This is a genomic window from Streptomyces sp. NBC_00019 (assembly GCF_045041015.1).
Lineage (GTDB): Bacteria > Actinomycetota > Actinomycetes > Streptomycetales > Streptomycetaceae > Streptomyces.
Window position 1 is genome coordinate 4746627 of record NZ_CP108302.1, and the last position, 24118, is coordinate 4770744.

Here is a 24118-nt window from a genome sequence, read left to right on the forward strand (position 1 = left end):
GTACGGGTGACAACGAGTGAACGTACGCCCCCTGATGGGCAGTTCCTCCGCATGAGCAACAAGAGCCGCAGCTCGCGGATGAGGAAGAACGCGTCCGCCGTGAAGATGGTCGGGTGTCTCGTCGGTACGTTTCGGCGGGCGGCCGGTCTGACGCAGGTGGCGCTCGCCGAGCGGGTGGGTGTGGACGAGGAGACCATCGCGTCGATCGAGCAGGGCAGACGGACGCTGAAGGAGGACCTGGCGGCGCTGCTGGACGAACTCCTCGATACCAAAGGCGCGTTGGGCGTGGCACTGGCGAACATGCCGGAGATCGATGTGTTCCCCAGGTGGGTGGAGACGTACATCGATCTGGAGCGGGAAGCGTTGGCGCTGTCCTGGTACGACAACCAGGTGCTGCCAGGTCTGCTCCAGACCCCGGCGTACGCGCGGGCGGTCTTTCTCAACGACGTCCCCGCGCTCGCCGAGGACGAGATCGAGCAGCGGGTGGCGGCGCGGATGGAGCGCCAGGAGATCCTCCAGCGCAAGGAGCCTCCGACCATCAGCTTCGTCATCTCCGAGGTGACCGTGATGGACCGCCTCGGTGGTGACGACGTCTACCTCGGGCAGCTGCGCCGCTTGGGCGAGTTGGCCGACCTGCCGTGTGTCACCCTCCAGATCATGCCTGTCGGCCGCAGGTTCCACGCCGGCCTCTCCGGACCGCTCATCCTCGTCGAGACGGCCGATCACCAGCGCGTCGGCTACGTCGAAGGTCAGCTGCACGGCAGGTTGATCGCCGATCCCGACGAGGTCTCTGTCCTGGAGCGCAAATATGCGATGCTGCGGGCACAGGCTCTCAACCCGCAGGAAAGCATGGGCCTGTTGGACCGTTTGCTAGGAGACACATGAGCACCACGCTTCAGTGGTTCAAGTCCAGCTACAGCAGTGAGCAGGGCGGCGCGTGCCTCGAAGTCGCCACCTCACCCCACACCATCCGCATCCGCGACTCCAAGCACACCGACGGCCCCACCCTCACCGTCACGCCCGACAGCTGGACGTCGTTCCTCCCGCTTACCCGCCACCGCTAGCCCCAGCGTTACCGCCACCGACGACGCGGCCATCACCGTCATCCCCGTAGCAGGGGACGTCAGTTGGGCCACCGTGCCCGCCAGTGCCGCGGCCACGCCCTGCATGGTGAGCATCCCCGCCGACCGCAACCCGAGCGCATGCCCCGCCATGTCGTCCGGGGTGAGGGACATCAGCCGTTCCTGCTGGACCAGGCTCGCGGCGAAGCCGACGTTGGAGAGGCATACGGCCACGGCCGCGGCAGCGACCGGCGGCTGGAACGCGAAGAGCAGGTACGGCGTCGCCAGCAGCAGGAGCAGCGGAGTGGCCAGCCGGGGGCGCAGGGCGGGGCGTACGAAACGGCCCACCCACACGTCACCGGCGAACATGCCCAGCGCCCCGCTCGCGAACAGCGCGCCCGCGGCCTGCGGGGCGTAGGAGACGTACAGGGAATCGCAGCCGACCACCAAGCCGTTGGGGATCCACAGGCCCAGATACGTCAGGCGGCGCGGGCGGGAGGACCACAGGAAGGCGTTGCTGCTCCAGGTCGCCCTGACCGAGAGGCGGCCCGAGGTGCGGGCCGGGCGGGCGGTCAGGCCCAGGCGGTAGCCCAGGGCCTCCGTCAGGTACAGCGCCGCCGCCAGGAGCAGGCAGGTGCGCGGGGACAGGAGCGCCAGGAGCGCGCCGCCCATCGCGAAACCCAGGACCTGCATCAGGCCTGAAGCCATGTTGAACATCGAACGCCCCAGCACGAAACCGGACTTGGGGAGGATCTCGTTCAGCAGGCCGCCGGTCACTCCCCCGCCCAGTGACGCGATCAGGCCCTGTACCAGGACCACCGCGAAGACCGCCCAGACCGGCAGCCCGGGCACGGCCAGCACCGCCGTGAGGGCCGCGAAGGCGAGTCCCATCCCGGCCAGCGTCGCCCGCGGGGGCAGCCGGTCGGCGCCCGAGAGCAGGAAGGTCGCGCCCAGTACCTGTGCCAGCTGCGGGCCGAACATGCTCAGCGCCGCCAGCAGCGGCGAGTCCGTGGCCCGGTAGACCAGCGTGGCGAGGGACAGTCCGCCGATCGTCAGGGCCGCGTTGAAGGCGGCGTAGGAGAGGAAGAAGGGGGTGAACTCCGGGGTGCGGAAGAGCTCGCGGTAGCTGCGCATGCAGGGGAGTCTCGGAGTGGCGGGGAGGAGATCGTTATTCTTTCGCCCGTCCGCGAAACCTCGGGAGGGCTCATGGGTTGGTGGCAGCTCAACGCCGACACCCTCGCCCGCAGCCGGTTCACGCTCTCCCCCTTCGCCGAGACCTTCGCCAGCCTGAAGCTGCTGCACGCCGGCACCGGCGCCCACCCCGGCGAGGAGGCCTGGCTCCGCGCCCATCTGCCCGGCTACCGCGCGCTCCTCACCGCCGACCCGGTGACCGCACAGCTCGTCCACGCCGGGCTCGGCAAGTCCTGGATCGCCGACTTCCTCGCCCCTCTCCCGATCGACGGGGAGCCCCTCGAACAGACGCTGGCCCAGATCCGGGCGACCGACCCCGCGAAGGCCCGCGCCCACCTCCGCGTCTCCCTCGCCGGCCCGCTCCCCGCCGCCCTGGAACGCGACGACCTGCCCGAGCGGGCGGCCATGCTCCTGGAGTACGTCTGGACCCGGACCGTGCGGCCGTACTGGGACCGGCGGCGGCGTGTCCTGGAAGCGGACGTGGTCGCCCGGACCGCGAGGGTGAGCCGGGGCGGCTGGGCGGCCGTACTGGACTCCCTGAAGCCGGGGCAGACCCGCTGGCTCGGCGACAACCGGCTCCAGGTGAACGTGCAGGAATTCCCGCCCCGCGACATCTCCGGCGCCGAACTCGTCCTCGTACCGGTCACACCGGGGCACGGCTGGGTGTTCTGGGAGGAGCAGAGGCGCTACGCCATCGTCTACGGCTGCTCGGGCGCCCTCGCCGACCCCGGCGCCCGGAGCGTGCCCGCGAGCCTGGGCGCACTGCTCGGCACCGCGCGGGCCGAGGTCCTCGCCCTGTTGGCCTCTCCCATGAGCACCAGCCAACTCGTCGCCGTCACCGGCCAGGCCCTCGGCTCGGTCGGCCGTCACCTGCGGGTGCTCCTGGACGCCGGGCTGGTGGAGCGGCGGCGGGCGGGACGGTCGGTGCTGTACGAGCGGACGGCGGCGGGGAGTGTGCTCGTGGAGGCCTCACGTCGGCCCGACACTTACCGGAGTTAGCATCCGCTTATGACGCTTTCTGACAGCACCTCCCCCCTCGCCGTCGACATCGACACCCTCCAGGGCGGCGCCGCCGACCTCTCCCAGTACGCGGGCCAGGCCGTTCTCGTCGTGAACGTGGCCTCCAAGTGCGGGCTGACCCCGCAGTACAACGGGCTCGAGAAGCTCCAGGAGCGGTACGCCGAGCGCGGCTTCACCGTCCTCGGCGTGCCCTGCAACCAGTTCCTCGGGCAGGAGCCCGGCAGCGCCGAGGAGATCGCGGAGTTCTGCTCGGCGACGTACGGCGTGACCTTCCCGCTGACCGAGAAGGTCGAGGTGAACGGCGAGGGCCGGCACGCGCTCTACGAGCGTCTGGTCGGTTTCGCGGACGCCGAGGGTCACACCGGGGACATCCGCTGGAACTTCGAGAAGTTCCTCATCGGCCGCGACGGCACGGTCGTCGCCCGCTTCTCGCCGCAGACCGAGCCGGAGTCGGACGAACTGGTCGCCGCGGTGGAGGCGCAGCTCGCCGGTTGACCTTGCCCCTGGGGCAGGGCTGAGCCTCCTCGTCACCGGGCGGAAGTCACCGTCCGGTGACGGAGGATGAACCGGTGACCGACGAACTGCTCACCATCGGCGCCTTCGCCGCACGGGCCCGCCTCTCGGCCAAGGCCCTGCGGCTGTACGACCGGCTCGGCCTGCTGGCCCCGGCCCATGTGGACGAGGCCAGCGGCTACCGCTACTACCGCGCCGGCCAGGTCGAACGCGCCCGGCTCGTGGCGATGCTGCGGCAGCTCGACATGCCGCTCGCCCGGATCGCCGAGGTGGTCGAGGCGGGCGGGGCCGCGGGCGCGGACGTGCTGGCCACGTACTGGGCGGACGTCGAGGCGCGGGTGGCGGGGCAGCGGACGCTCGCCGAGTACCTCCGTGGACGACTGTCGGGGAGGAGCTCCGAGATGTACGGGAAGTTCGTGGTGGAGACGGTTCGGCTGCCGGAGCAGGTGGTGATCACCGAGAAGCGGCACACGCTGGCGGACGAGCTGCCGGCGTGGATCGGGGCGTCGCTGGGGCGGCTGGAGGGGGCCTCGCGGGCGTGCGGGGGCGTGACGGCGGCGCCGTTCGTCGTCTACCACTCCGAGGTCTCCATGGAGAGCGACGGTCCCGCCGAGTCCTGTGTGCCGGTCGCCGACGAGGCCGCGGCACGGGCGTGGGCGGCGGAGCACGGGCGGGCCTGGGAGACCCAGGTCCGCGTCGAGCCGGCCCAACGGTTCGCGTACACGCGTATCACCAAGGCCCAGGTGGCCCATCCGCAGATCCTGGCCGCGTTCGAGGCGGTGGAGGAGTGGATCACCTCGCAGGGCCTGGAACAGGCCGGGCCCTGCCGGGAGATCTACTTCGCGGACTGGGACGCGGCGGGACCGGACGACGCGGTGTGCGACGTGGCGTTCCCGGTGAAGTGAGCCACGCTCACTTCAGCTCGTCGGGGCACGGCGTCCCGCGCGGCAGCTGATACGGCGCCGCCAACCGGTACGTCCCCGCCTTCGGCGCCAGCAGTTCGGTCCACTTGTCGCCGTGGACGTCCTCCTCCGTCTCCGTCAGACAGCCGTTGACGTTGTCGTACGACTTCGGCTCGCCGTCGGGCCGGTCCTTGGACGCCTCCGTCTCCCGGGGGCCCTCGAGGCTCTTGCCGTCGGCGTCGACGATGCTCAGCCACGGCGAGTAGGGGATGCGGATGAGGATCCGGCCCGGCTTCGTCACCTGAAGGGTCCACTCGCCCTGCTCGGCGCGCTCGACGACCGCGTCGGGCTCGGCGAGCGGGGCCGGGTCGGTGACCTTGAACAGCTGCCAGTTGGCGTCGCCCCAGACCTGCTTGAGGTACGGCATCCCGCGCTGCACGAGCTCCCGCTCGCGCTCCCCGCCGTCCCCGTCGGGCGCGTCCTTCGGCAGCACCACGAAGTGCACGGCCCAGCGCCCGAGCCACTCGTGGTAGTTCGCCGAGTTCAGGGTGTCGTCGTAGAAGAGCGGGTTGCGCTCCATGTCGGCCTGGCGGTTCCAGCCGCGGGCCAGGTTGACGTACGGGGCGAGCGCGGAGGCCTCGCGGTGGGAGCGTGCGGGCACGACTTCGACGCGGCCCTTCTCCGCGCCGACCCCCTGGAGTTCGTTGACGAGCGGCGCTAGTTCACGGGCCCAGGAGGCGGCCGGGGTGGTGTGGACGACGTCGTCGACCGACTTGAACCCGATCCAGCCGGTGAACACGGCGATGGACAGGACGATCGCGTACCACTTGCGGGAGCGCGGCACCGCGAACGGCAGCGCCGCCACCAGCACGACCCCCGCGAACAGCATCGGCAGCCGCGAGATGTTGGTCCCGATCTGCGAGCTGATCAGCCAGACGAGGACGACACCGAGGGCGTACACCCCGGCCGTCAGCCGGACCGTCTTCCACTCCTTGGGGACGAGGACGCAGACGAGGACGCCGTACGAGAACGGCAGGATCACCGAGCCGAACCCCATCGGCTGCGTACCCGAGAACGGGAAGAGCCAGGCCGACACCGCGACCACCGCGGTCGGCGCGATACCCAGCGCCCACGCGCCCGGCCGCCGCTTCTGCAGGAACAGCGCCGCGGCCACCAGCCCCACGAACAGTCCCGCCACCGGCGAGGCCATCGTCGCGAGCGCGGCCAGCGGGGCCGCGCAGAGCGCCTTCGCCCACCGCTTGTAGCGCCAGCGGTGCGGCCAGCAGAACACGACGGCGACCGCGCCGAGCGCGAACACCGTGCCCAGACCGAAGGTGACCCGCCCCGAGGCGGCGTTGCAGAGGAAGGCGACGAGCCCGGCGAGCGCCGCCCACAGTGGGTTCTGCACCGACCGGCTGCGGATGAGGATCATCGTGAGCAGCCCGGCGGAGATCGTCCCCGCGATCATCATCGTCGTACGGACACCGAGAACCGACATCAGATACGGCGACACCACGCTGTACGACACCGGGTGCATCCCGCCGTACCAGGCCAGGTTGTACGCCGAGTCCGGGTGGCGGCCGACGAACTCGGCCCAGGCGTCCTGCGCGGCCAGGTCGCCGCCGCTGTTGGCGAAGGTGAAGAACCAGACGATGTGGAGCACACCGGACAGTGCGGTGAGCGAGAGGACCGGGTGTCTCAGCAGCCGCTCACGCAGAGCGAGGAAGGCGGTGTGCGCAGCCGACGGCTGCTCCTCCGCAGGACTGCTCTTGCGTTCCCCGCCGTCACGCGGCGCGGGCACACGTATTCGCGGGCCGGTACCCGGGCCCGGATCGGCGTCGTCGGCGCGTGTCGGCTCGGCTGTGGCCACCTTCAGGCACTCCCCGTGTCCCGTCTTCTGTTCTCGGCCCCGTCCCGTTCCGGCCATGTTCACGGCTGCGTCTCCGGGAGCGGCGACCTGCCCCGATTCGTGACGCTAGCACGCAGCCCGCCGACGGGCGCCCTGACGGGTACCCGGTCGACGGGGTGCATACAGGATCTTCGCTCCTCTTTTGCCGTACGCGCCGCCCTACGGGTCAGCTGATGCGCGTCAGCTTGTCCGTGAAGCCCGGTTCGACGAGGTCCTTCTGCAACGCGACCGGCACCTTCACCGCACCGGCCGAGGCGTCACCCACGGTGAGCGTGCCGACCTTGGTGCCGGCCTTCGCGGTGTGCGGTACGTCGTCGGCGGCGAAGGTCAGCTTGACGGTGAGCCCGGACCAGCCGACGGCCGTGACGTCCTTGGTGGCGACGACCGGGGTCCTGCCGCCGAGGCCGTCGTCGACATAGCCGACGACATCACCCTTCTTGAGGATCGTCGCGGACTCCAGCGCGCCCTGCGCCGCCCGGATCAGCTGGTCGCCCGCGGTGAGGGCGGCGCTGAGGATGGTGTTGTCCACTCCGCCGGCGGGCTGGCGGACGACGGCGCCGACGATGGTGCGGGTCTCTCCGTTGACCTCTTTCTTCGCCGCGAAGAGGAGGTTGCCGAGGGCGGAGGTGGTGGTGCCGGTCTTGATGCCGACGACGTTGTTCTTGCCGACGATCTGGTTCCAGTTGGAGTGGTTGACGCCCTTGTAGTCGTCGTACGACATCATCGCCGCGACCTCGCGGAACGCGGGCTCCTCCATCGCCTTCTTGCCCAGCTTCACCTGGTCCACGGCGGTGGAGACGGTGGTGTCGTTCAGACCCGAGGGGTCGGTGTACGTCGTGTTCGTCATCCCGAGGTCCTCGGCGGCGGCGTTCATCTTCTCGACGAACGCCTTCTCCGAGCCCGCGTCCCAGCGGGCGAGGAGCCTCGCCACGTTGTTCGCGGATGCGATCAAGATGCTCTCGAGGGCCTCGCGCTGGGAGATGGAGTCCCCGGCGGTCACGTTCACGGTCGATTCCTGACCGGCCTGGGACTGGTCCTCGGCGGTCTGGTCGATCTTGATCTTCGGGCCTGCGTCACCGCTCTTGAGCGGGTGGTCGCGGAGGATGACGTACGCCGTCATGACCTTGGCGACACTGGCGATCGGAACGGGTTTCTGGTCACCGGAGGAGCCGAAGCTGCCGATGCCCTGGACGTCGAGGGCGGCCTGGCCGTCCGCGGGCCACGGGATGTCGACCTTGCTGCCGTCGAAGGAGTAGCTGTCCTCGGCGGTGAGTTCGAGGGTGGGGGTGGGCAGGGGGCGCATTGACTGTGCGACCGCAAAGACCACTGCGAGGAGCAGGACGAGGGGGGTCCAGATCTTGACCCGGCGGAAGGTGGTCCGCAGTGGCGTCTGCGGGGGCGGCGGCGTGTTCGTGAGCTCGGCCAGCAGGTCCAGCGGGGGCTTGGGCGGGAGGGGCTGCTGGGTGGTGCGCTCGGGGCCGACCTGCGGGATGGCGGTGGTGACGTCGGGCTTGAGCGCGACGAACTTGCTGGGCAGCTTGAGCATGGTGGTGGGCTGGTCCACGCGGGGCGCGGCGTCGCCTTCGGCCTTCGCGTTCCCATCCGCACCAGGTGCGGGCTTGTCGGCCTTCTCCCCGGGCTCACGGGTCGCCTGCGCGGACTCCTGACGGGCGTCCACGGCGTCGCTCGGGTTCGCGGTGGCGCGGGGGTCGGTCGCAGCGTCGCTCGCCGGTCGCTCATTGGCCTCGCCACCCGAGTCCGCCGCATCCGGAGAATCCCCGGACCGCACCCACGCGGCCACGGCAGCCCGCAACCTGGCGTCACCACCGCCGGGTTCACCCTCGGGCGCGGCAGACGCCGTCTCGCCGGGCCCCGCCGAAGCCTCCGCGTCCCGCGAACCCTCGGCACCGTCGTCCGGCACGGCGTCCTGGACGTCCTCTGCGGCCGCTGCATCCTCGGCGCCCTCGGCCCCGCCGGTCGGCACGGCGTCCTGGACGTCCCCGGCCGCCGCTGAACCCTCGGCGTCCTCCGAGACCCCGGCACCGGCCTCCGCGGCCCCTGCGGCACCCTCAGCCCCGGCAGACGCCGGCTCGACGGTCGCCGCCGAAGCCTTCACGCCTCGCGAACCCTCGGCACCATCGGTCGGCACAGCGTCCTGGACGTCCTCGGCCGCCGCTGCGTCCCCCGCACCCTCGGCAGCCTCCGAGACCCCGGCACCGGCCTCTGCAGACCCTCCGGCGCCCTCGGCACCATCGGCCGGCTCGGCGTCCCGGACGTCCTCGGCCGCCGCTGCGTCCTCCGCGCCCTCGGCACCATCGGTGGGCACGGCGTCCTGGACGTCCTCGGCCGCAGGCGGCTGCTCGTCGGCCTTCCCGGCGTCCTGGGGGCCCTCGGTCGCCGTGGCGGCCTCGTCGGGCGTGCCCGGAGCCTCCTCGGGCCCGGTCGACTTCGCCTCCTGGGCCGCGGACCGTGCCTGCGCCACATCTCGGGCCGAGAAGACCCGCGTCGCCGTGTCCACGCCACCGCGGGCCGCGGGCGGCTCGGTGTCGCGGGCCACCGCCAGGCGCGGGTCGCGCACCTCACCCCGGGCTTCGGGAACCGGACTCGCGCTCCCCGACGTCGGTTCTGCCGACGACTCGCGCTGCTTCGACCTGTCGGGGGACTCGCCCGCCACCGATGCCTCCTAAACCGTGAACGCGTCTGAACAGCCTCGCCCTGACACCGCTCCCCCACGGTGTCCGAACCATGTACCAGTGTCCTGTGTGAGGGCTTGGCTCCTGCGGTAGACGAGAACGACATACCTACCGGTTCCACTACAAACAGGTCACGCACCCTCGACAGACCAATGTGAGAGGGGTCACCCTGTCTTTCATCCACGCGGGGAGGCATGGATGGGCAGGAGCCGCAGAACACTTCCGGAGGAGCTTCTGCTGCTGGCGCTGGACCCGGCCACGGGTACCACCGCACAGCCGCAGTCGCTCGACCTTGGTCTGGCCGGAGCACAGCTAGTGGAGCTGGCGCTGGCCGGACGGATAGCCCCAGACGGGGATCGTATCGCCGTGGTGTCCCCACGGCCGACTGGAGATCCGACACTCGACTGCGCGTTGGAGTTGCTGCGAAGGCGTGGCGCTCCGGTCCGGGCGGTCAACTGGATTGGCGGGCCGCGTCTCGGGCTACGCCAGACCTACCTCTCGCATCTGGAGCGGTGCGGCATGGTGCATGCCGTGGCGGGCCAGATGTGCGGAGTGCTGCCGACGACTCGCTACCAGGCGAGTCAGACCGAGATCAGCCGGGAGATCAGATCCCGACTGGACTCCGCGATCCGCACCGGCGTACCGCCGGACCCGCGGACCGCGGCGCTCGCCGCCCTGGCGCACGCGGTCGGCCTCGGCAAGCACCTGTATCCGGGCAACGAGGGACGCTCCTCTCGCTCCCGGCTGCGGGACCTGATCAGGCACGACCCCATGGGCGGTCTCGTCGCGCACGCCGTGATGGACGTCCAGAACGGTGTGGCCGCACAGCCACGCCGCAGCCCGGCCCCGACCGGCCGTCCGGCCGGACCAGGTGTCAGGCAGGCACCGGAACCCGCCCGCGGCGTTCCGGTGCAACCGCGCCGCGGTTCCATGGCGCGTGTCGTGGCTCACTGAGCCGCAGTTCCACGACACGACCGACGTAGAACCGCACCACGCACCACACGCACCTCCGGCGTACCCCAGACCCGGTATCGGGAGCCGCTGGTCCGCGCGGGGCGGCGGGACCGTGTGTCCGAGACGACACCACGGTCCTGCCGTCCCGCGCGGCCTTTTTTGTGCCCCGGATCATGGCCGATTCAGGCCCTGGAGGCGCCAACTGCCTTGTGATCATGGCGAACTGGCGCGTACGCAGCGCATATCCACCGTTTCCCAGCGGTAGAAACCACCTTGGTGGCAGTCTGCTCAACAGCAGATACGCAAAGTGGCCATTTTCGAAGGCACGCAGCCGGAGGTGCACGTTCCCGTGGCGTCCAATGTCAATCCCACCGTCAGGCGACGCCGGCTCGGCCAGGAGTTGCGCCGGCTCCGTGAACTCAAGGGCATGACGGCCGAAGAAGTAGCCGAACGGCTTCTGGTGTCGCAGTCGAAGATCAGCCGCCTGGAGAACGGCCGGCGCAGCATCAGCCAGCGCGACGTCCGCGATCTGTGCGGGGTGTACGAGGTGGAGGACGTCCGGATCGTCGACTCCCTGATGCAGATGGCCAAGGACAGCCGCCAGCAGGGGTGGTGGCACTCCTTCGGCGACATCCCCTACAGCGTCTACATCGGCCTGGAGACGGACGCGGCGAGTCTGCGCGTCTACGACCCCCAGGTCGTCCCCGGGCTCCTGCAGACCCGCACCTACGCCGAGTCCCTCATCTCCGGCGCGCTGCCCGAGGCGACGCCGACCGACATCGACAAGCGTGTCCAGGTGCGGCTGCGCCGACAGGAACGTATCTCTGCCGCCGACAACCCGCTCCGGCTGTGGGCGGTTCTGGACGAGGCGGCGCTGCGCCGGGAGGTCGGCAACCGGCAGGTGATGATCGAGCAGTTGGAGCATCTGATCGAGATGTCGCAACTGCCGCACGTGACGGTGCAGATGATCCCGTTCACGATGGGTGCCCATCCCGGGGTGAGCGGGCAGTACGCGATCCTCGAGTTCCCCGATGCCGCCGATTCCAGCGTGGTCTACATCGAGGGCGTGACGAGCGACCTGTATCTGGAGAAGGCGCAGGACGTACAGAAGTACAGCGTCATGTACGAACATCTGCGGGCACAGGCCCTGAACGTGGACCAAAGCAGGGAATTCATCTCAGGCATCGCCAAGGACTACGCACGCTGACCCACTCTGTAAGGCGAAGCGCCGTAAGGTACACCTTCGCCCGGTCGCAGCGGAAGACCCAATGGAATATGCCACCCGCCCGGGTGAATGCTTCCTCCGCTCCCCGATGTTGGCGAGTAGCGTCGATCACGCCATCGGATAACAACGTTGGCGCAAACCCGTGCCGTGCAGACGGAGACATACGCACGCCACGGCGACAGCAACTCAGCAACTGGCTAATCGGAGCGAAAATGGCAATCAAGCAAGGCGCCGCGGACAAGTGGGTCAAGTCTTCGTACTCCCAGGGCAATGGCGCGTGCGTCGAGATCAAGTCCCCTGTCGTGTCGGCGATGGCCGTCCGGGACTCGAAGATCCAGAACGGCCCCACGCTGGCCTTCCCCGCGGACGCGTGGAACGCCTTCGTCGGCTCGGTCAAGGCGTAAATGATCGAGTGATCGAGCACTACACAACTACACAAGCATCACCGAAGAGCCCTCTCGTCCAGATCGCCGTCCTTGCCGAGGGGGCTCGGCTTGTGTCCCGACACGGGCCTACCGGAGGCGGTCGACGTAGGTGTCCGTCCCCGGCACGGTCGGGATGAACGGCGCCACCAACTCCAGCCTCCCCAGGCCGGCTTCGTCCACCGGCTTCTCCAGGCCCGTGAAGTGCTCCTCCCAGCACTCCCGCGGATCCGCCTCCAGGAACCACAGCAGCGTCAGCCGGGTGTCGACGCCCTCGACCTGCTTCACATACGTCATCCGGTCCCCCGGCAGCGGCGTCGGCCTGAAGACCGTCACCATCGCCGCCGGTGACCCCGCGAGCCGCTTCGGCAGCTGCCGGGACCGCAGCCACTCCAGCAACTCCTCGCGCTGTGCGGCCGATTCGGCGTCGATCACCTCGACGACCAGGCCCGTGTACGGGTGGTCGAGGGCGTGGAAGTCGCGGGGCCCTGCCGCCCCGTCCCGGTAGACCGTCGCCACGTGGTCCTGGAACGCGGTGAAGACGTGCGTGCGGTCCTGGTAGACCCGGGCGTCCCGGTTGAGGCGCTTGTTGATGCCGACGGTCCACTTCATGTGGTCGTCGTAGCGGCCGTCGGTGATCCAGTACGTCGAGATGTAGCACCCGGCGGTGACCGGCTGGGCGACGGCCGACTTCTCGGGGTAGCGCAGGAGTTGGAGGTCCCGGGTGGCGACCCAGCGGCGCCCGGCGTACATCCAGGGCATCGCCATCGCGCCGGCGTAGTAGTGGTCGTCCTCGTACCAGCGGTTGTACGCGTACTCGTGGCCCGGATGCGGCTCGACCATGGTGATGAGCGCATGGCCGGGACGGACTCCGTACGGGCCCACGGCGGCCAGTTCGGCGTACGTCTGACTGCGGGTCTCTTCGCTCATTCCCTTCCCCTTCCTGGGTGGCTCGCCCATACTCTGACGCCCCGTCAGATATTGCGCCAGGGTCAGGGCGAGCGAACCGAAGGGAAGGACTCTCATGCCACTGCTCACAGGCAAGACGGTGGTCGTGTCGGGCGTCGGTGCCGGACTGGGCCACCAGGTCGCCGCCGCCGTCGTACGCGACGGCGGGAACGCCGTGCTCGGGGCGCGCACCGAGGCCAACCTCGCCAAGAGCGCCGCCGAGATCGATCCGGACGGGGCGCACACGGCGTACCGGCCCACGGACATCACCGACGAGCAACAGTGCGTGGCGCTGGCGGAGTTGGCGGGCGAGCGGTTCGGGCGGATCGACGCGGTGGTCCATGTGGCCGCCTGGGACAGCTACTTCGGCGGCATCGAGGACGCGGACTTCACCACCTGGCAGTCGGTGATCGACGTGAACCTGCTGGGGTCGCTGCGGATGACACGGGCGTGTCTGCCGGCGCTGAAGAGGTGCGGCGGGTCGGTCGTCTTCATCGGGACGCAGTCGTCCGTGGCCGCCCCCTCGCAGGTGCGGCAGGCGGCGTACGCGGCCTCGAAGGGGGCGCTGACGAGTGCGATGTACTCCCTCGCGCGGGAGCTGGGGCCGCACCGGATCCGGGTCAACACCGTGCTGCCGGGCTGGATGTGGGGGCCGCCGGTGCAGGCGTACGTCCAGTTCACCGCGCACACGGAAGGGGTCGAGGAGTCCGAGGTGCTGATGAGGCTCACCGAGCGCATGGCCCTGCCCGATCTCGCCACGGACGGGGATGTGGCGGACGCGGCGGTGTTCCTGGCGTCGGATCGGGCGCGGGCGATCACCGGACAATCACTGCTGGTCAACGCCGGGGAGCTGATGCGGTGAGTTCATATAGGTGAACCAAGGCCATCATGCCGAATACTTTTACCTCCCTTTGACCTTACGCTCACTTGTCGTGTTCACGCGACAGCGCCCACGATGAGCGCCGGGTCGATCCCCTGGGAGGGCGCACATGAACGGTCTCGACTGGGCCGTGCTCATCGGCTATTTCGGCGTGATGGTCGCGATCGGCGTGTGGTCGCACAAGCGCGTGGACAACGTCAGCGACTTCTTCACCGCCGGCGGCAAGATGCCCTGGTGGCTCTCCGGTATCTCGCACCACATGTCGGGCTACAGCGCGGTGATGTTCACGGGCTACGCGGGCATCGCCTACACCTACGGCGTCACATCCTTCGTGACGTGGTCCTTCCCCATCGCCCTCGGTATCGCGATCGGTTCGAAGCTGTTCGCGCCGCGCATCAACCGGCTGCGCTCGCGTCTCCATGTGGCCTCCCCGCTGGAGTACCTGAAGAACCGCTACGACCTCAAGACCCAGCAGGCGCTGGCCTGGTCCGGCATGCTGCTGAAGATCGTGGACGTGGGCGCCAAGTGGGCGGCGATCGCCACCCTGTTGTCGGTCTTCACCGGCATCTCGCTGAACCAGGGCATCCTCATCACCGGCACGATCACCGCCGTCTACTGCACGATCGGCGGTCTGTGGGCGGACGCGCTGACCGAGCTCGGCCAGTTCGTCATCCAACTCCTCGCCGGTGTCGCGATGTTCATCGCGGTCGTCGCGGAACTGGGCGACAAGGGCATCGGCTTCTTCGAGGCCTGGGACCGTCCGGAGCTCCAGGGCCACGGCGAGCCGCTGGTCGGCCCGTACGGCACGGTCTTCCTCCTCGCGTTCCTCTTCATCAAGCTCTTCGAGTACAACGGCGGCATGCTCAACCAGGCCCAGCGCTACATGGCCACGGCCAACGCGCACGAGGCCGAGCGCTCAGCCCGGCTGTCCGCGATCCTCTGGCTGGTCTGGCCGGTCGTCCTCTTCTTCCCCATGTGGATGTCGCCGCTGCTGGTCGAGTCCCAGAAGCCGGACGGCTCCGACTCCTACGGCCTGATGACCGAACAGCTGCTCCCGCACGGCCTGTTGGGCCTGGTCATCGTCGGCTTCTTCTCCCACACCATGGCGATGTGCTCCTCCGACGCCAACGCCATCGCCGCGGTGTTCACCCGGGACTGCGCGCCGGTGGTCTGGCGCAGGGCGCGGACGTGGAACGAGGGTCAGGGCCTGAAGGTCGCCCGCATCGCGACCGTCGTCTTCCTGGGCCTGTCGATGGCGGCGGCGACGCAGGTCAACTCCCCCGCGTTCAAGGACATCATCACGGTCGTCATCAAGTGGGTGGCCGGTCTGATGGGCCCGATGGCGATCCCGATGATGCTCGGCCTTCTCCGCCCCTTCCGCCGCTCCGGCCCCACGGCCGCGCTCACCAGTTGGTCGATGGGTCTGCTCGCCTTCTGGCTGGTCAACTACCCGATCAACTGGAACGTCGACGGCGGCGTCCCGCTCCAGTACCAGGTCTCGATCCCGCTCGCGGTGTCGCTGGTCCTCTACATCCTCATCGGCTTCGTGAAGCCGGAGGACACCCCGGAGCGGCTCGCGATCATCGAGAAGATCAATACGGACGGGGACGGAGCGGCCGCGGCGGCCGTGCCGGTGCCGGCGGGGCCGGTTGACGAGGTCGTACGGACGACGAAGGAGTAGTGCCGGTGCGGCGGTGGGAACATACGGCGGTGAATCCCGAACCCGGACTCCCCGCCGGATGGACCGTCGAGCGGCTGCGCGCCGTGTCCGGTGACCGCGCCGCCGTACCGATCTCCCCCGACCGACCCGTGAGCGTCGTCGTGGGCCCGCCGGACAGCGAGCCCACGGCCCTCCGGCCCGACCTCGTCCTCGCCTTCGGCGGGCTGTGCCTCGTGCGGGAGGACGACGAGTGGTACATGGGGAGCCTGAACGACGACGGCTCGGTGATCTGCTGGGCCGGCTACGGCGACAACCTGGAGGAGGCGCTCCGGGGGCTCTGAACGTCAGCCCCGCGGATATCTGGCCAGCCACCCCGGGGACGACCCCGCCGGACCGTGGAGCGCGGGCCCCTGGGTCATCTCCATGGCGAAGTCGTCGGCGAGTTCCAGCAATGTGGGACGGCCCTCCAGCTCGGCCAGCCAGGCCGGCGGGAGGGCCGTTTCGCCGTGCAGGGCGCCGAGGAGGCCGCCGGTGAGGGCGCCGGCCGCGGCGGAGGGGCCGTCGTGGTTGACGGCGAGGCAGAGGCCGTGACGGACGTCCTCGCCGACGAGGGCGCAGTACACGGCGACGGCGAGCAGTCCCTCGGCCGTCCCCTCCCCCATGAGCTCCCCGACCCGCTCCGGGGTCGGCATGCCCTGCCGTACGGCGCCCAGCGCGTGCTGCAACGCGTCCGAGACGGCCTGATGCCCGGGCCGGGCGGCCAGGAGCGCCAGCGCCCGCTGCACGGCCCCGTCGAGGCTCTCGCCGCGGGCCAGCGCGTGCACGATGACGGCGTACGCCCCGGCGCAGAGGTACGCGACCGGGTGCCCGTGCGTCTGCGCGGCGCACTCCACCGCGAGCTGTGCGACGAGCTGTGGCTCCCATCCGACGAGCAGCCCGAAGGGCGCGGACCGCGCGGCCGCCTCGGGCCCGGCCTCGCCGGGGTTCTTGGGTGCCTCGAGGGTCCCCATGTTCTCGTCGCCGAACCCGACGAGCAGGGAGCGGGCGGGGTCACGCCGGGCGTACAGCCACTCCTCCCTGGCGAGCCACCCGTCTTCCTTCCGCCGCTCGTCGGGCCCCCAGTCCCGCTGGGTGGCGGCCCAGCGGAGATACGCCCGATGCAGATCGGTGGGCGGATGCCAGGCCCCGATGTCCCGTCTCACCTGGGCCCGTATGAGCCCGTCGACGGAGAAGAGCGTGAGCTGGGTGAGGTGGGTGACGGCCCCGCGTCTGCCGTAGGCGGCACCGAGATCGACGACGCCCTCGGCGCCGTAGGCCTCCCGTATCCCGTCGAGATCGAGCTGGTCGACGGGCGCCCCGAGCGCATCCCCGACGGCGGCTCCGAGCAACGTCCCCCGCACCCGGCCCCGAAAGTCCTGCTGCTCGACACGGCCCCATATGGCCCCGGCTGTCGCACCCACCAAGACCTCCCCAGCGGCACCGCCCGCGTACACGACGATTCAGCACTGTAATCGACCGGGAACGGTCGGTTCAGGGGGCGTAGGGGTATGGGAGATGTGCCTGGAGTGGTCGGAAATAGTCCCGAGTGGTCAGGTATTACCCGTACCAAGTCACGTTGCAGACGTAGACGCACTCGTGGCGAGGCACGGCCAGGAAGCTGATGAAACCGCGTCCGCCGAGGATGTCGAACTCGCGCAGCCCGCCCTCGCGGTCCAGCGGCCTGCCGACCTTCACCGAGTCATGACCGAGTGCGGCCAGCTCGGTGGCGAGCCGTTCGACCTCCGCCACCACGCCGGGCGGCAGCCCGTCTGTGACGTACTCGGCGCTCGGGTTGTAGTCCCAGGCCCAGTCCGTCACAGCCCGGCCTCCGCCTCGGCCGTCTCCCGGATCCCGCGGATCTCTGCGATGGCCGCTGCCGGGTCCTGCTCTCCCGCGTCCACGAGCCGCTCCAGCTCACGCAGCCGAGCGGCACGCTCCGGGTGCCGCTCGATCGCCACGAAGACGGCCCAGGAGTGCACGAAAGCCCGCAACGGTGCCAGGCTCTGCGTCTGCTGCGCGTTCGTCGTGGCCTCGAAGAGGTGCTGCGTGAGCGCTGGGACCCGGCTCGGAGCAATCCGTGTGACAGCCGCCCGCAAGGCGTCCGGGGTGAGTTCGGGCATGGGAATGAGCGGTCCGTACGGGCCGTCGGTCTGGGCGCTCACGGTGACCTCCGGTGCGGGTGGCTCGGTCCTCGTACGGTACCGGCGGAGTACCTGGCGCGGTGCTTGGGCGGCGCTTGTCATGGGGATCGCCCTCAGGGTTTCTACGCCGCACCGGACAGGCGGCAATCCCGGCACCGGCCTGGTTGCGGCGCTCTGAAGGCCCGCTCGCAGCCGTCGCAGGTGTGGAAGGGGTCCGGGCGGAGGACGCGGACAGGAGGCGGCGGAGGCCCGATCGGGAGGGACGGCGGCAGCAGCGCGGTGAGGCGGTGGGCGAGGAAGGCCGCCGGGCGCTTGATCGGGTCCTGCGGCAGGCCACTCGTCAGGGTCCGCTCCACGACGGTGGCGGGCACGCCCCGCTCAAGCCAAGCCGCGACGTCCGGGACCAACCGCCGTACGTCCCGTTCGGACAGCAGGAGGCGGGAGTCATAGGTACGCAGACGGGTCAGCAGATCGGCGGCCGGTGACTTGTGTCCGGGCGCCTTTGGAGGAGCCGCAGCCGGGGCAGCGGGCTCGGGAACCGGCGTCGCCGCCGTCCGCGGCTTGTTGTACGAGGTCGTCCGGGTCGTCACTTGCCCCGATTGAAGACGCTCCCTGGCACGCGTGAGGTATCCATGCTCCTCCAACTCCCGCAGCGCCGCGGCGATCCGGATCTCCCCTTCCGGAAACTTCCCCGCCAACGCCTTGATCCCGATCGACGCCCCGGCGGGCAGCGACTGGATGTGGACCGCGAGGCCGATCGCCGTCAGCGACAGCTCGGGGTGCTGGAGGAGGTGATTGCCCACCACGGTGAAGTTCTCGGTGTGGGGTTCATTCTCGTGGATGACACCGGAGTGGGAATGCCGGGTCTTCGCGGGCGCGGGCGCGCTAGGGTGCTTGTCAGTCATCGGGAAGCGTCTTCTTCCTGGGTGATCAGGCCCTCGCACTGGGATGCCAGTCCCGGCGAGGGCCGAAGCATGTCTTGAGTTGTTGTCGCAGACGCTGCACCACAACCACCCTGCCACGCCAGCCGAGTTGGTGATATTCACTCCGGAGAGTGATCGACGGGGACGGTAGGGGTGGGTTGGGTTCTTTCCCCGGTTCTTTGGTTTTTGATGTCGCGCCCGACCGGGTCATGACGCACCGCGATCCGGCGCCAGCTCCGCCCATACGGTTTTGCAGCCGGCGGGTCCCTGGTCAACACCCCAGCGTTCCGCATACGCCGCCACGATCCGCAGCCCACGCCCGGATTCCGCGTCGGCGGTCACCGGGTCGGGGATGTGCGGGATCCGGTCGCCACGGGCGTCGGTCACCTCGATACGGAGCGTGCCGTCGACGAGGAGCCGCAGTCTCAGCCGGAAGTCCCTTCCCATGACCCGCCCGTGCAGTACGGCGTTCGCCGTCAGCTCGGCGACGACCTGGGCGACGTCCTCGGACGGCACGCCCCAGGCGCCGAGTTGGCGGACCGTGTGCTCACGGGCGCGTCGAGCACCGCTTCGATTTGCGGCAAGCAACACCGTGAAGTGAAGCGTGGGGGCGGCGACTTGGGGGATTTCTGATTCACGTCACCCAGAGTGGTCGGGTGCACCTGCTCTGAACAGCGGTGACTCCGGTACGGAGTGTGACTGTCCGGGTGTGTAGTGGGGTTGTACGGCCGGTACGGGGAGGAGATGGGCGAGGGTGGAGGACGAGGAAGCCAAGGCCGTACTAAGGGCGGTCGGCCGACAGATCAAGCTGTGGCGCGAGGCCGCCGGGATGACTCAGCCAGAGCTCGGGGAAGCGATTGGGTACGGCGGGGAGATGGTCTCCTCGGTGGAACGCGGGCGGAGGATTCCCAAGCCGGACTTCCTGGACAAGGCCGATGACGTGCTGGGGGCGCACGGGAAGATCGCGGTGATGAAGGAGGACGTGGAGGAGGTCCGGTATCCGAAGAAGGTGCGGGATCTGGCGAAGCTGGAGGGTGAGGCGGTGGAGTTGGGGGCGTACGCCAGCCACCACATCCACGGCTTGCTCCAGACGCCGGAGTACACGCGGGAGCTGTACGCGATGCGGCGGCCCACTTACACGGACGACGAGATCGACCGCCTCGTCGCCGCCCGCATGGCACGGAAGGCGGTCTTCGAACGCACGCCTCGGCCGCAGCTCACTTTCGTCCAGGAAGAGGTGACACTCCGGCGACCCATCGGAGGCAGGATGGTGCTGCGAAGGCAACTCGAACACCTCTTGGAGATCGGCAGATCGCGGCGTGCCGTGATCCAGGTGATGCCCACCGACTGTGAGGACCACGCCGGTATGGGCGGCTCACTTCAGCTGCTGAAACTCCAGGACGGCAAGACCCTGGGGCACCTGGAAGTCCAGTTCCTCAGCCGCCTGATCACTGATCCACGGGAGGCCCAGACCCTGGAAATCAACTATGGAATGATCCGGGCGCAGGCGCTCACGCCCCAAGAATCGCTGGCCTTCATCGAGAAAGTAGTGGAGTTCGAGACATGACCGCCCTTGAGTGGTTCAAGAGCAGCTACAGCAGCAACGAGGGCCCCGAGTGCGTCGAGGTCGCCATATCCCCCGCCGCTGACACCGTCCACGTACGCGACTCCAAGGACAAGGACGGCGACCGGCTCGCCTTCGCCGACGACGCCTGGTCGACGTTCATCGGCACCTACTCCGCGTAACGTGCCCGCAGCGCGTCCCTGGCCCCGGTCAGCGCCGTGAGGTGCGGGGCGAGACGGTCGCGGTCGGCATCGGGGCTGTTCATCAGGTCGGTGAGGATGACGGCGAGGCTGTCGAGGTCGTCCCAGTCGAGTTCGATCGCCAGGAGTTCGGGCTGGTACCGGTCGGCGGCGGCCCAGTCGGCGAGGGCCCAGCTGATGACGCACCGGCCCGCAAGAAGCTCCGCCTCGTCCTGTTCCTCGGTCTCCAGGAGCCGGGCGAATTCGCGCCAGCGGGGCTCCGCGGCAGCCAGTCCCTGGGAGCCGGACACGATCATCGCCAGCAGGAACTCTCGTTCGTCCACGCCCTCCGTTCGCATCCGCTCGACGAGCCGCCGGGCCTCCTCCCACTGCCCGGTGTGCCGCAGGACTGTGACGCGCAGGTAGTCGAGGTCGGGGTCCGGGTCGGTCGTCCGGGACACGTCGGTGAGGCGGGCCGCCGCCTCGTCCCAGCGGTCGCCGCGGATCAGCATCTCGATGGCGTTGTAGCGAGCCGTGTCCACGTCCCCGCCCAGGGATGTGCGGGCGTCCCAGTCGCTCAGGCCTTGTTCGACGCGTCCGATCGCGAGATGGACCCGCGCACGCTGGTCGTAGGCCCACTTGTAGTCCGGGCTGGCCACCAGGGCCCGGTTCAAGTACACGAGAGCCTCGGAGTAGTTCCTCAGGGCACGGTACGAGGCGCCCAGGCTGGACAGGGCCGAGGCGTTGTCCGGATCCCGTTCCACCACGTGCTGGAACGCGACGATCGCCTCCTGATGCCTGCCCACGAGCCGGTAGGCGTCACCTAGTTCGGTCTCGATCCAGTCCGTGTCCGGACTGGCCGCGACGGCACGGCGCAGGTCCTCGATCTCGCCGTCCCGGTCCGCCGAATCCCCCTTCAGACGCGCCCGGATCACCAAGGCCCACGCGTAGTCCGGTACCAGCTCGATGGCCCGGTCCAGATTGGCCAACGCCTCTTCGGTCCGGCCCAGTTGCTGGCAGGCGTAGCCCCGCCCCGCGAGGGGCGAAGCGTAGTCGGGCTGGATGGAGAGGGCGCGGTCCAGTTCGGCTATGGCTTCCTCCCATCTGTCCGCGCGCCGGTACGTCTCTCCCCTTTCCGACGCGACCCATGCGGATTCGGGCCGAAGGTCGACCGCCCGGTCCAGGTCGGCGAAGGCCTTCTCCCACTCCCCCATGTCACGGTGCAGACGAGCCCTGCGCGACAGCGCCCACACGAAATTCGCATCGATACGCAGAGCACGGTCGAGGTCGGCGAGCGCCAGCTCCTGGTGCCCGAGACCGTGGTGGCAGACGCCTCTGGAAGCGAGGGCGACGTTGTAGGCCGGATCGAGGGCGATCGCCTGGTCGAAGTCGGCGATAGCCTCCTCCAGCCGTCCCATCAGTCGATAGGTCTCGCCACGGGCCTCGATGATCCGCTCCGAGTCAGGAAGTAGTGCCGCGGCTCGGTCAAAATCGGTGAGAGCACCGCGGAAGTCGTCTGTGGTCCGCCGTGTGAGGCCACGGTTGTGATGAGCGACATCCAACTCCGGGTCCAGGGCAATCGCTTGGTCGAAATCGGCCAGTGCGTTTCCGTGCTCGCCATCCTCGCGCAGCTGTATCCCGCGCACGGTGTGTGCCAGGGCCCGGTCGCGCCAGTGCAGCCCATGATGGGCCAGGAGCAGATCCATCGCCCCGACCAGCCCGCCCTCGTCGTCCGCCAGCGCCTCGCCCAGCCGCCGCCCCCAGTCCTTGAGATCCGAAGCTCCTGCGGCTTCGCCCGCCTCTTCCAGCATGCGGGCGAAGCGCCGGCCCGCCGCCCGCTCCACTGCGCAGACCCCGATCAGATCCCGGAGCACGGCGGAGAAGGCCGCCGCCGGGCGCGCGCACAGCAGGTGATAAGCCTCCTCCAACCGCAGCTCACGCCACTGCTCCTGCTCCCACTTCTCGTACGGGCTCAACCCGCGCGCAGCCTCCTCACACCAGCCGCCGAAGACACCCGCCAGGGCCTCGTGCCGCTCGGTCCATCCTCGCGGGGAACGATGCCGCTGCATTCGGAGCATCGGCTCTCGGACCAGGTCGTGGTAGCGCAGCCGGTCGCCGCGGTCATCGACGAACGCCAGCCGTCGCAGCCAGCCAAAGAGCGTGTCCGCCTCCTCGGACGGGCAGTCCACGGTCGCCCGGAACACGTCCACGTTCAGGCGCCTCGGTAGTGCGCAGGCAAGGGCCACCGCCTGGCGTACCGGGTCCTGTTCCCACTTCAGATAGCGTTCGACGGCCGTGGCGCTGAGGTCGCCGACGTCGCCCGGATCGGTGGGGCGCTGCTCGGCGAGAGTCGAGACCAGGAGCGGCAGCCCACGGGTCAGGCGCAGCACCTCCGCCACCACGGCCTCGGCGACGACGCCTTTGTCCGCCAGTAGCCCGCGCGCCTCCGCTTCCGTGAACGACGCGAGCGGCACGTCCGTCATGAAGTCGGCGAAGGCGCCCCAGCGTGCGGTGTCGAAGGGGCGTTGCCCCGACGTCACCACGACGACGGTCGCGGGCAGGGTGCCGTACCGGTCGCCCGTCATCACCTCGTGCAGCCACCCGTCGAGGAACGGCCCGGTGCGCTCGTACGTGTCGAGGAACAGGACGATCCACGATGCCGCGGACGCCACTTCGGACAGTTCGCCGAGCAGCACTGGAGTGAGCACCCGTTCCGGGGACAGAACCAGCTGCACATCCTCCTGGCTGCGGAAGCGCGCGCTGAGGCCCTCGCGCAACCGGTCGGCGCCCTGGGCCAGTCGGTCGGCATCGAGAGCTCCGGCGAAGGCGCCCACCACGGGGACCATGCCCAGCCCCACCAGACCGGCACGCGCCACCGCCATGCCGCCCGCCGACGGCTGTTCCGGCGCCGCGTCGAGCGGGGCCGCCACGATCGCCTCCGCCTCGTGCCGCCGATCCCGATAGGCGGCCAGCAGGCGTTCCAGCTCCTTGCACCTGTGTCCCTGGTCGGCTAATTGGCGGCTGATCGCCGACATCGCCTCCGGCACGCTGCCGACGCCCTCGTCGACGTAGACGGTGAGCGCGCCCCTTTCGCGGGCGATCTGCTCCAACTCCCGCACCAGGAACGTCTTTCCGACCCCCGCGTTCCCGTGCACGTGGAACAGGAACCGGTGTCTCTCGTCTTCGGGAGGCAGATCCAGGTTCTCCCGGAAGGCGGCCCGCTCGTCGCTCCGCCCCACGAATCCCGCACGCCTGCGCTGCTTGATCAGCTCCTGCATCGACAGCCGCGTCGGCCGCATCAGACGCACCCCCGCGTAGATCAAACTCCGGCTCAGCCACTCCATTCTGGCTCAATGCGTACGATGTTGCGGTAGCGCTGCGGGAAGAATGATCGCCATGGCCACGACATCCCCGCGCAGCGCGCTCCACCTCGCCGGCACCCTGCTCACCGCGACCGTCGCCCTCTACATGATCCTCGTCGCGTTCGGGAACATCACGGACTTCGGCACCAATCAGGCGTTCGTCCAGCATGTTCTCGCCATGGACACCACCTTCAAGGACGACGACCTGATGTGGCGGGCCGTGACCAGCGAGGGGCTTCAGGACGCGGCGTATGTCGCGATCATCGTGTGGGAGGTGATCGCGGCCCTGGTGCTGGTCTACGGCACCTGGCTGTGGGCCCGACGCGACGACCTCCGTGCCCGGCGCTTCTCCACGTACGGCCTGCTCATGGTCATGCTGCTCTTCGGTGCCGGGTTCATCGCGATCGGCGGGGAGTGGTTCTCGATGTGGCAGTCGGAGGACTGGAACGGGTTGAACGCGGCGCTGCGGGTGTTCCTGTTGAGCGGGGTTGTGCTCGTGGTGGTGCAGTTGCCGTCCGGCGAACGGTGAGTG

General features: G+C 69.5%; 23 protein-coding genes and 1 pseudogene. 14 read left to right on the top strand and 10 right to left on the bottom strand.

The window, feature by feature from the left end; translation table 11 throughout:
* The first annotated feature begins 51 nt into the window (after positions 1-51).
* Positions 52-885, top strand: a complete 834-nt coding sequence (locus tag OHU89_RS22195) for a Scr1 family TA system antitoxin-like transcriptional regulator (protein ID WP_405645264.1) — start codon at positions 52-54, stop codon at positions 883-885.
* A pseudogene (locus OHU89_RS22200) lies at positions 882-983 on the top strand (DUF397 domain-containing protein); the annotation flags it as partial. The gene OHU89_RS22195 and the pseudogene OHU89_RS22200, both read left to right, overlap by 4 nt.
* Here the strand turns inward: OHU89_RS22200 and OHU89_RS22205 are convergent.
* Positions 957-2195 carry an MFS transporter gene (locus OHU89_RS22205; protein ID WP_405645265.1) on the bottom strand — a complete coding sequence of 413 codons (1239 nt, stop codon included), beginning with the start codon at positions 2193-2195 and terminating at the stop codon, positions 957-959. The pseudogene OHU89_RS22200 and the gene OHU89_RS22205 sit on opposite strands and share 27 nt — an antisense overlap.
* A 72-nt stretch (positions 2196-2267) precedes the next feature.
* On the opposite strand from OHU89_RS22205, the gene OHU89_RS22210 reads away from it, so the two are divergent.
* From OHU89_RS22210 to OHU89_RS22220, 3 genes are all read left to right on the top strand, one after another.
* On the top strand, positions 2268-3251 hold the full coding sequence (locus tag OHU89_RS22210; RefSeq protein ID WP_266891053.1) for a helix-turn-helix transcriptional regulator: 984 nt from the start codon (positions 2268-2270) through the stop codon (positions 3249-3251).
* A gap of 9 nt (positions 3252-3260) precedes the next feature.
* Positions 3261-3767 carry a glutathione peroxidase gene (locus OHU89_RS22215; RefSeq protein ID WP_266891052.1) on the top strand — a complete coding sequence of 169 codons (507 nt, stop codon included), beginning with the start codon at positions 3261-3263 and terminating at the stop codon, positions 3765-3767.
* Between the two features lie 74 nt (positions 3768-3841).
* On the top strand, positions 3842-4690 hold the full coding sequence (locus OHU89_RS22220) for a MerR family transcriptional regulator (protein ID WP_405645268.1): 849 nt from the start codon (positions 3842-3844) through the stop codon (positions 4688-4690).
* Between the two features lie 7 nt (positions 4691-4697).
* Here the strand turns inward: OHU89_RS22220 and OHU89_RS22225 are convergent, their stop codons facing one another.
* On the bottom strand, positions 4698-6557 hold the full coding sequence (locus tag OHU89_RS22225) for an MFS transporter (protein WP_405645270.1): 1860 nt from the start codon (positions 6555-6557) through the stop codon (positions 4698-4700).
* A gap of 205 nt (positions 6558-6762) precedes the next feature.
* Complete coding sequence (locus tag OHU89_RS22230; RefSeq protein ID WP_405645272.1) at positions 6763-9174, bottom strand: serine hydrolase; 2412 nt, start codon at positions 9172-9174, stop codon at positions 6763-6765.
* 313 nt (positions 9175-9487) lie between these two features.
* Here OHU89_RS22230 and OHU89_RS22235 point away from each other — a divergent pair, with 313 nt between their 5' ends.
* The 3 genes from OHU89_RS22235 (at position 9488) to OHU89_RS22245 (ending at position 11872) form a co-directional block, all read left to right on the top strand.
* Entirely contained in the window at positions 9488-10243 is a 756-nt protein-coding gene (locus OHU89_RS22235; RefSeq protein WP_171148274.1) for a GPP34 family phosphoprotein, read from the top strand.
* Between the two features lie 349 nt (positions 10244-10592).
* Positions 10593-11450 carry a helix-turn-helix transcriptional regulator gene (locus OHU89_RS22240; RefSeq protein WP_266891043.1) on the top strand — a complete coding sequence of 286 codons (858 nt, stop codon included), beginning with the start codon at positions 10593-10595 and terminating at the stop codon, positions 11448-11450.
* 230 nt (positions 11451-11680) lie between these two features.
* Entirely contained in the window at positions 11681-11872 is a 192-nt protein-coding gene (locus tag OHU89_RS22245) for a DUF397 domain-containing protein (RefSeq protein WP_266825761.1), read from the top strand.
* 108 nt (positions 11873-11980) lie between these two features.
* Here OHU89_RS22245 and OHU89_RS22250 read toward each other — a convergent pair whose 3' ends face one another.
* Positions 11981-12820 carry a hypothetical protein gene (locus tag OHU89_RS22250; protein ID WP_405645275.1) on the bottom strand — a complete coding sequence of 280 codons (840 nt, stop codon included), beginning with the start codon at positions 12818-12820 and terminating at the stop codon, positions 11981-11983.
* A gap of 94 nt (positions 12821-12914) precedes the next feature.
* On the opposite strand from OHU89_RS22250, the gene OHU89_RS22255 reads away from it, so the two are divergent.
* The 3 genes from OHU89_RS22255 to OHU89_RS22265 all read left to right on the top strand — a co-directional run bounded on the left by OHU89_RS22255 (position 12915) and on the right by OHU89_RS22265 (position 15719).
* Positions 12915-13700, top strand: a complete 786-nt coding sequence (locus OHU89_RS22255; RefSeq protein WP_405645277.1) for an SDR family oxidoreductase — start codon at positions 12915-12917, stop codon at positions 13698-13700.
* Between the two features lie 127 nt (positions 13701-13827).
* Entirely contained in the window at positions 13828-15399 is a 1572-nt protein-coding gene (locus tag OHU89_RS22260) for a sodium:solute symporter family protein (RefSeq protein WP_266891037.1), read from the top strand.
* 29 nt (positions 15400-15428) lie between these two features.
* Complete coding sequence (locus OHU89_RS22265) at positions 15429-15719, top strand: hypothetical protein (RefSeq protein WP_405645279.1); 291 nt, start codon at positions 15429-15431, stop codon at positions 15717-15719.
* A 3-nt stretch (positions 15720-15722) separates the two neighbouring features.
* Here the strand turns inward: OHU89_RS22265 and OHU89_RS22270 are convergent, their stop codons facing one another.
* The 5 genes from OHU89_RS22270 to OHU89_RS22290 form a co-directional block, all read right to left on the bottom strand.
* The gene (locus tag OHU89_RS22270) at positions 15723-16838 is read right to left on the bottom strand and encodes an ADP-ribosylglycohydrolase family protein (protein WP_266891033.1); all 1116 of its coding nucleotides are present in this window, start codon (positions 16836-16838) and stop codon (positions 15723-15725) included.
* Between the two features lie 136 nt (positions 16839-16974).
* On the bottom strand, positions 16975-17235 hold the full coding sequence (locus tag OHU89_RS22275) for a hypothetical protein (protein WP_405645281.1): 261 nt from the start codon (positions 17233-17235) through the stop codon (positions 16975-16977).
* Positions 17232-17579 (bottom strand): DUF6247 family protein, encoded by a 348-nt coding sequence (locus OHU89_RS22280; protein WP_307029409.1) that lies wholly within the window; start codon positions 17577-17579, stop codon positions 17232-17234. The genes OHU89_RS22275 and OHU89_RS22280 overlap by 4 nt, the downstream gene beginning before the upstream one ends.
* Positions 17580-17680: 101 nt before the next feature.
* A complete protein-coding gene (locus OHU89_RS22285; protein ID WP_405645283.1) occupies positions 17681-18463 on the bottom strand; it encodes a helix-turn-helix domain-containing protein in 783 nt (260 codons plus the stop codon).
* A 225-nt stretch (positions 18464-18688) separates the two neighbouring features.
* Positions 18689-19072, bottom strand: a complete 384-nt coding sequence (locus tag OHU89_RS22290) for an ATP-binding protein (protein ID WP_405645285.1) — start codon at positions 19070-19072, stop codon at positions 18689-18691.
* A gap of 163 nt (positions 19073-19235) precedes the next feature.
* On the opposite strand from OHU89_RS22290, the gene OHU89_RS22295 reads away from it, so the two are divergent.
* Together OHU89_RS22295 and OHU89_RS22300 are read left to right on the top strand one after the other, a co-directional pair.
* The gene (locus OHU89_RS22295; RefSeq protein ID WP_405645286.1) at positions 19236-20048 is read left to right on the top strand and encodes a helix-turn-helix domain-containing protein; all 813 of its coding nucleotides are present in this window, start codon (positions 19236-19238) and stop codon (positions 20046-20048) included.
* On the top strand, positions 20045-20227 hold the full coding sequence (locus OHU89_RS22300) for a DUF397 domain-containing protein (protein WP_405645288.1): 183 nt from the start codon (positions 20045-20047) through the stop codon (positions 20225-20227). Before OHU89_RS22295 ends, OHU89_RS22300 begins: the two co-directional genes overlap by 4 nt.
* Here the strand turns inward: OHU89_RS22300 and OHU89_RS22305 are convergent.
* Positions 20215-23568 carry a tetratricopeptide repeat protein gene (locus OHU89_RS22305; protein ID WP_405645290.1) on the bottom strand — a complete coding sequence of 1118 codons (3354 nt, stop codon included), beginning with the start codon at positions 23566-23568 and terminating at the stop codon, positions 20215-20217. The genes OHU89_RS22300 and OHU89_RS22305 overlap by 13 nt on opposite strands.
* 52 nt (positions 23569-23620) lie before the next feature.
* Here OHU89_RS22305 and OHU89_RS22310 point away from each other — a divergent pair, with 52 nt between their 5' ends.
* Positions 23621-24115 (top strand): DUF2165 domain-containing protein, encoded by a 495-nt coding sequence (locus OHU89_RS22310; protein ID WP_405645292.1) that lies wholly within the window; start codon positions 23621-23623, stop codon positions 24113-24115.
* Positions 24116-24118: the final 3 nt, after the last annotated feature.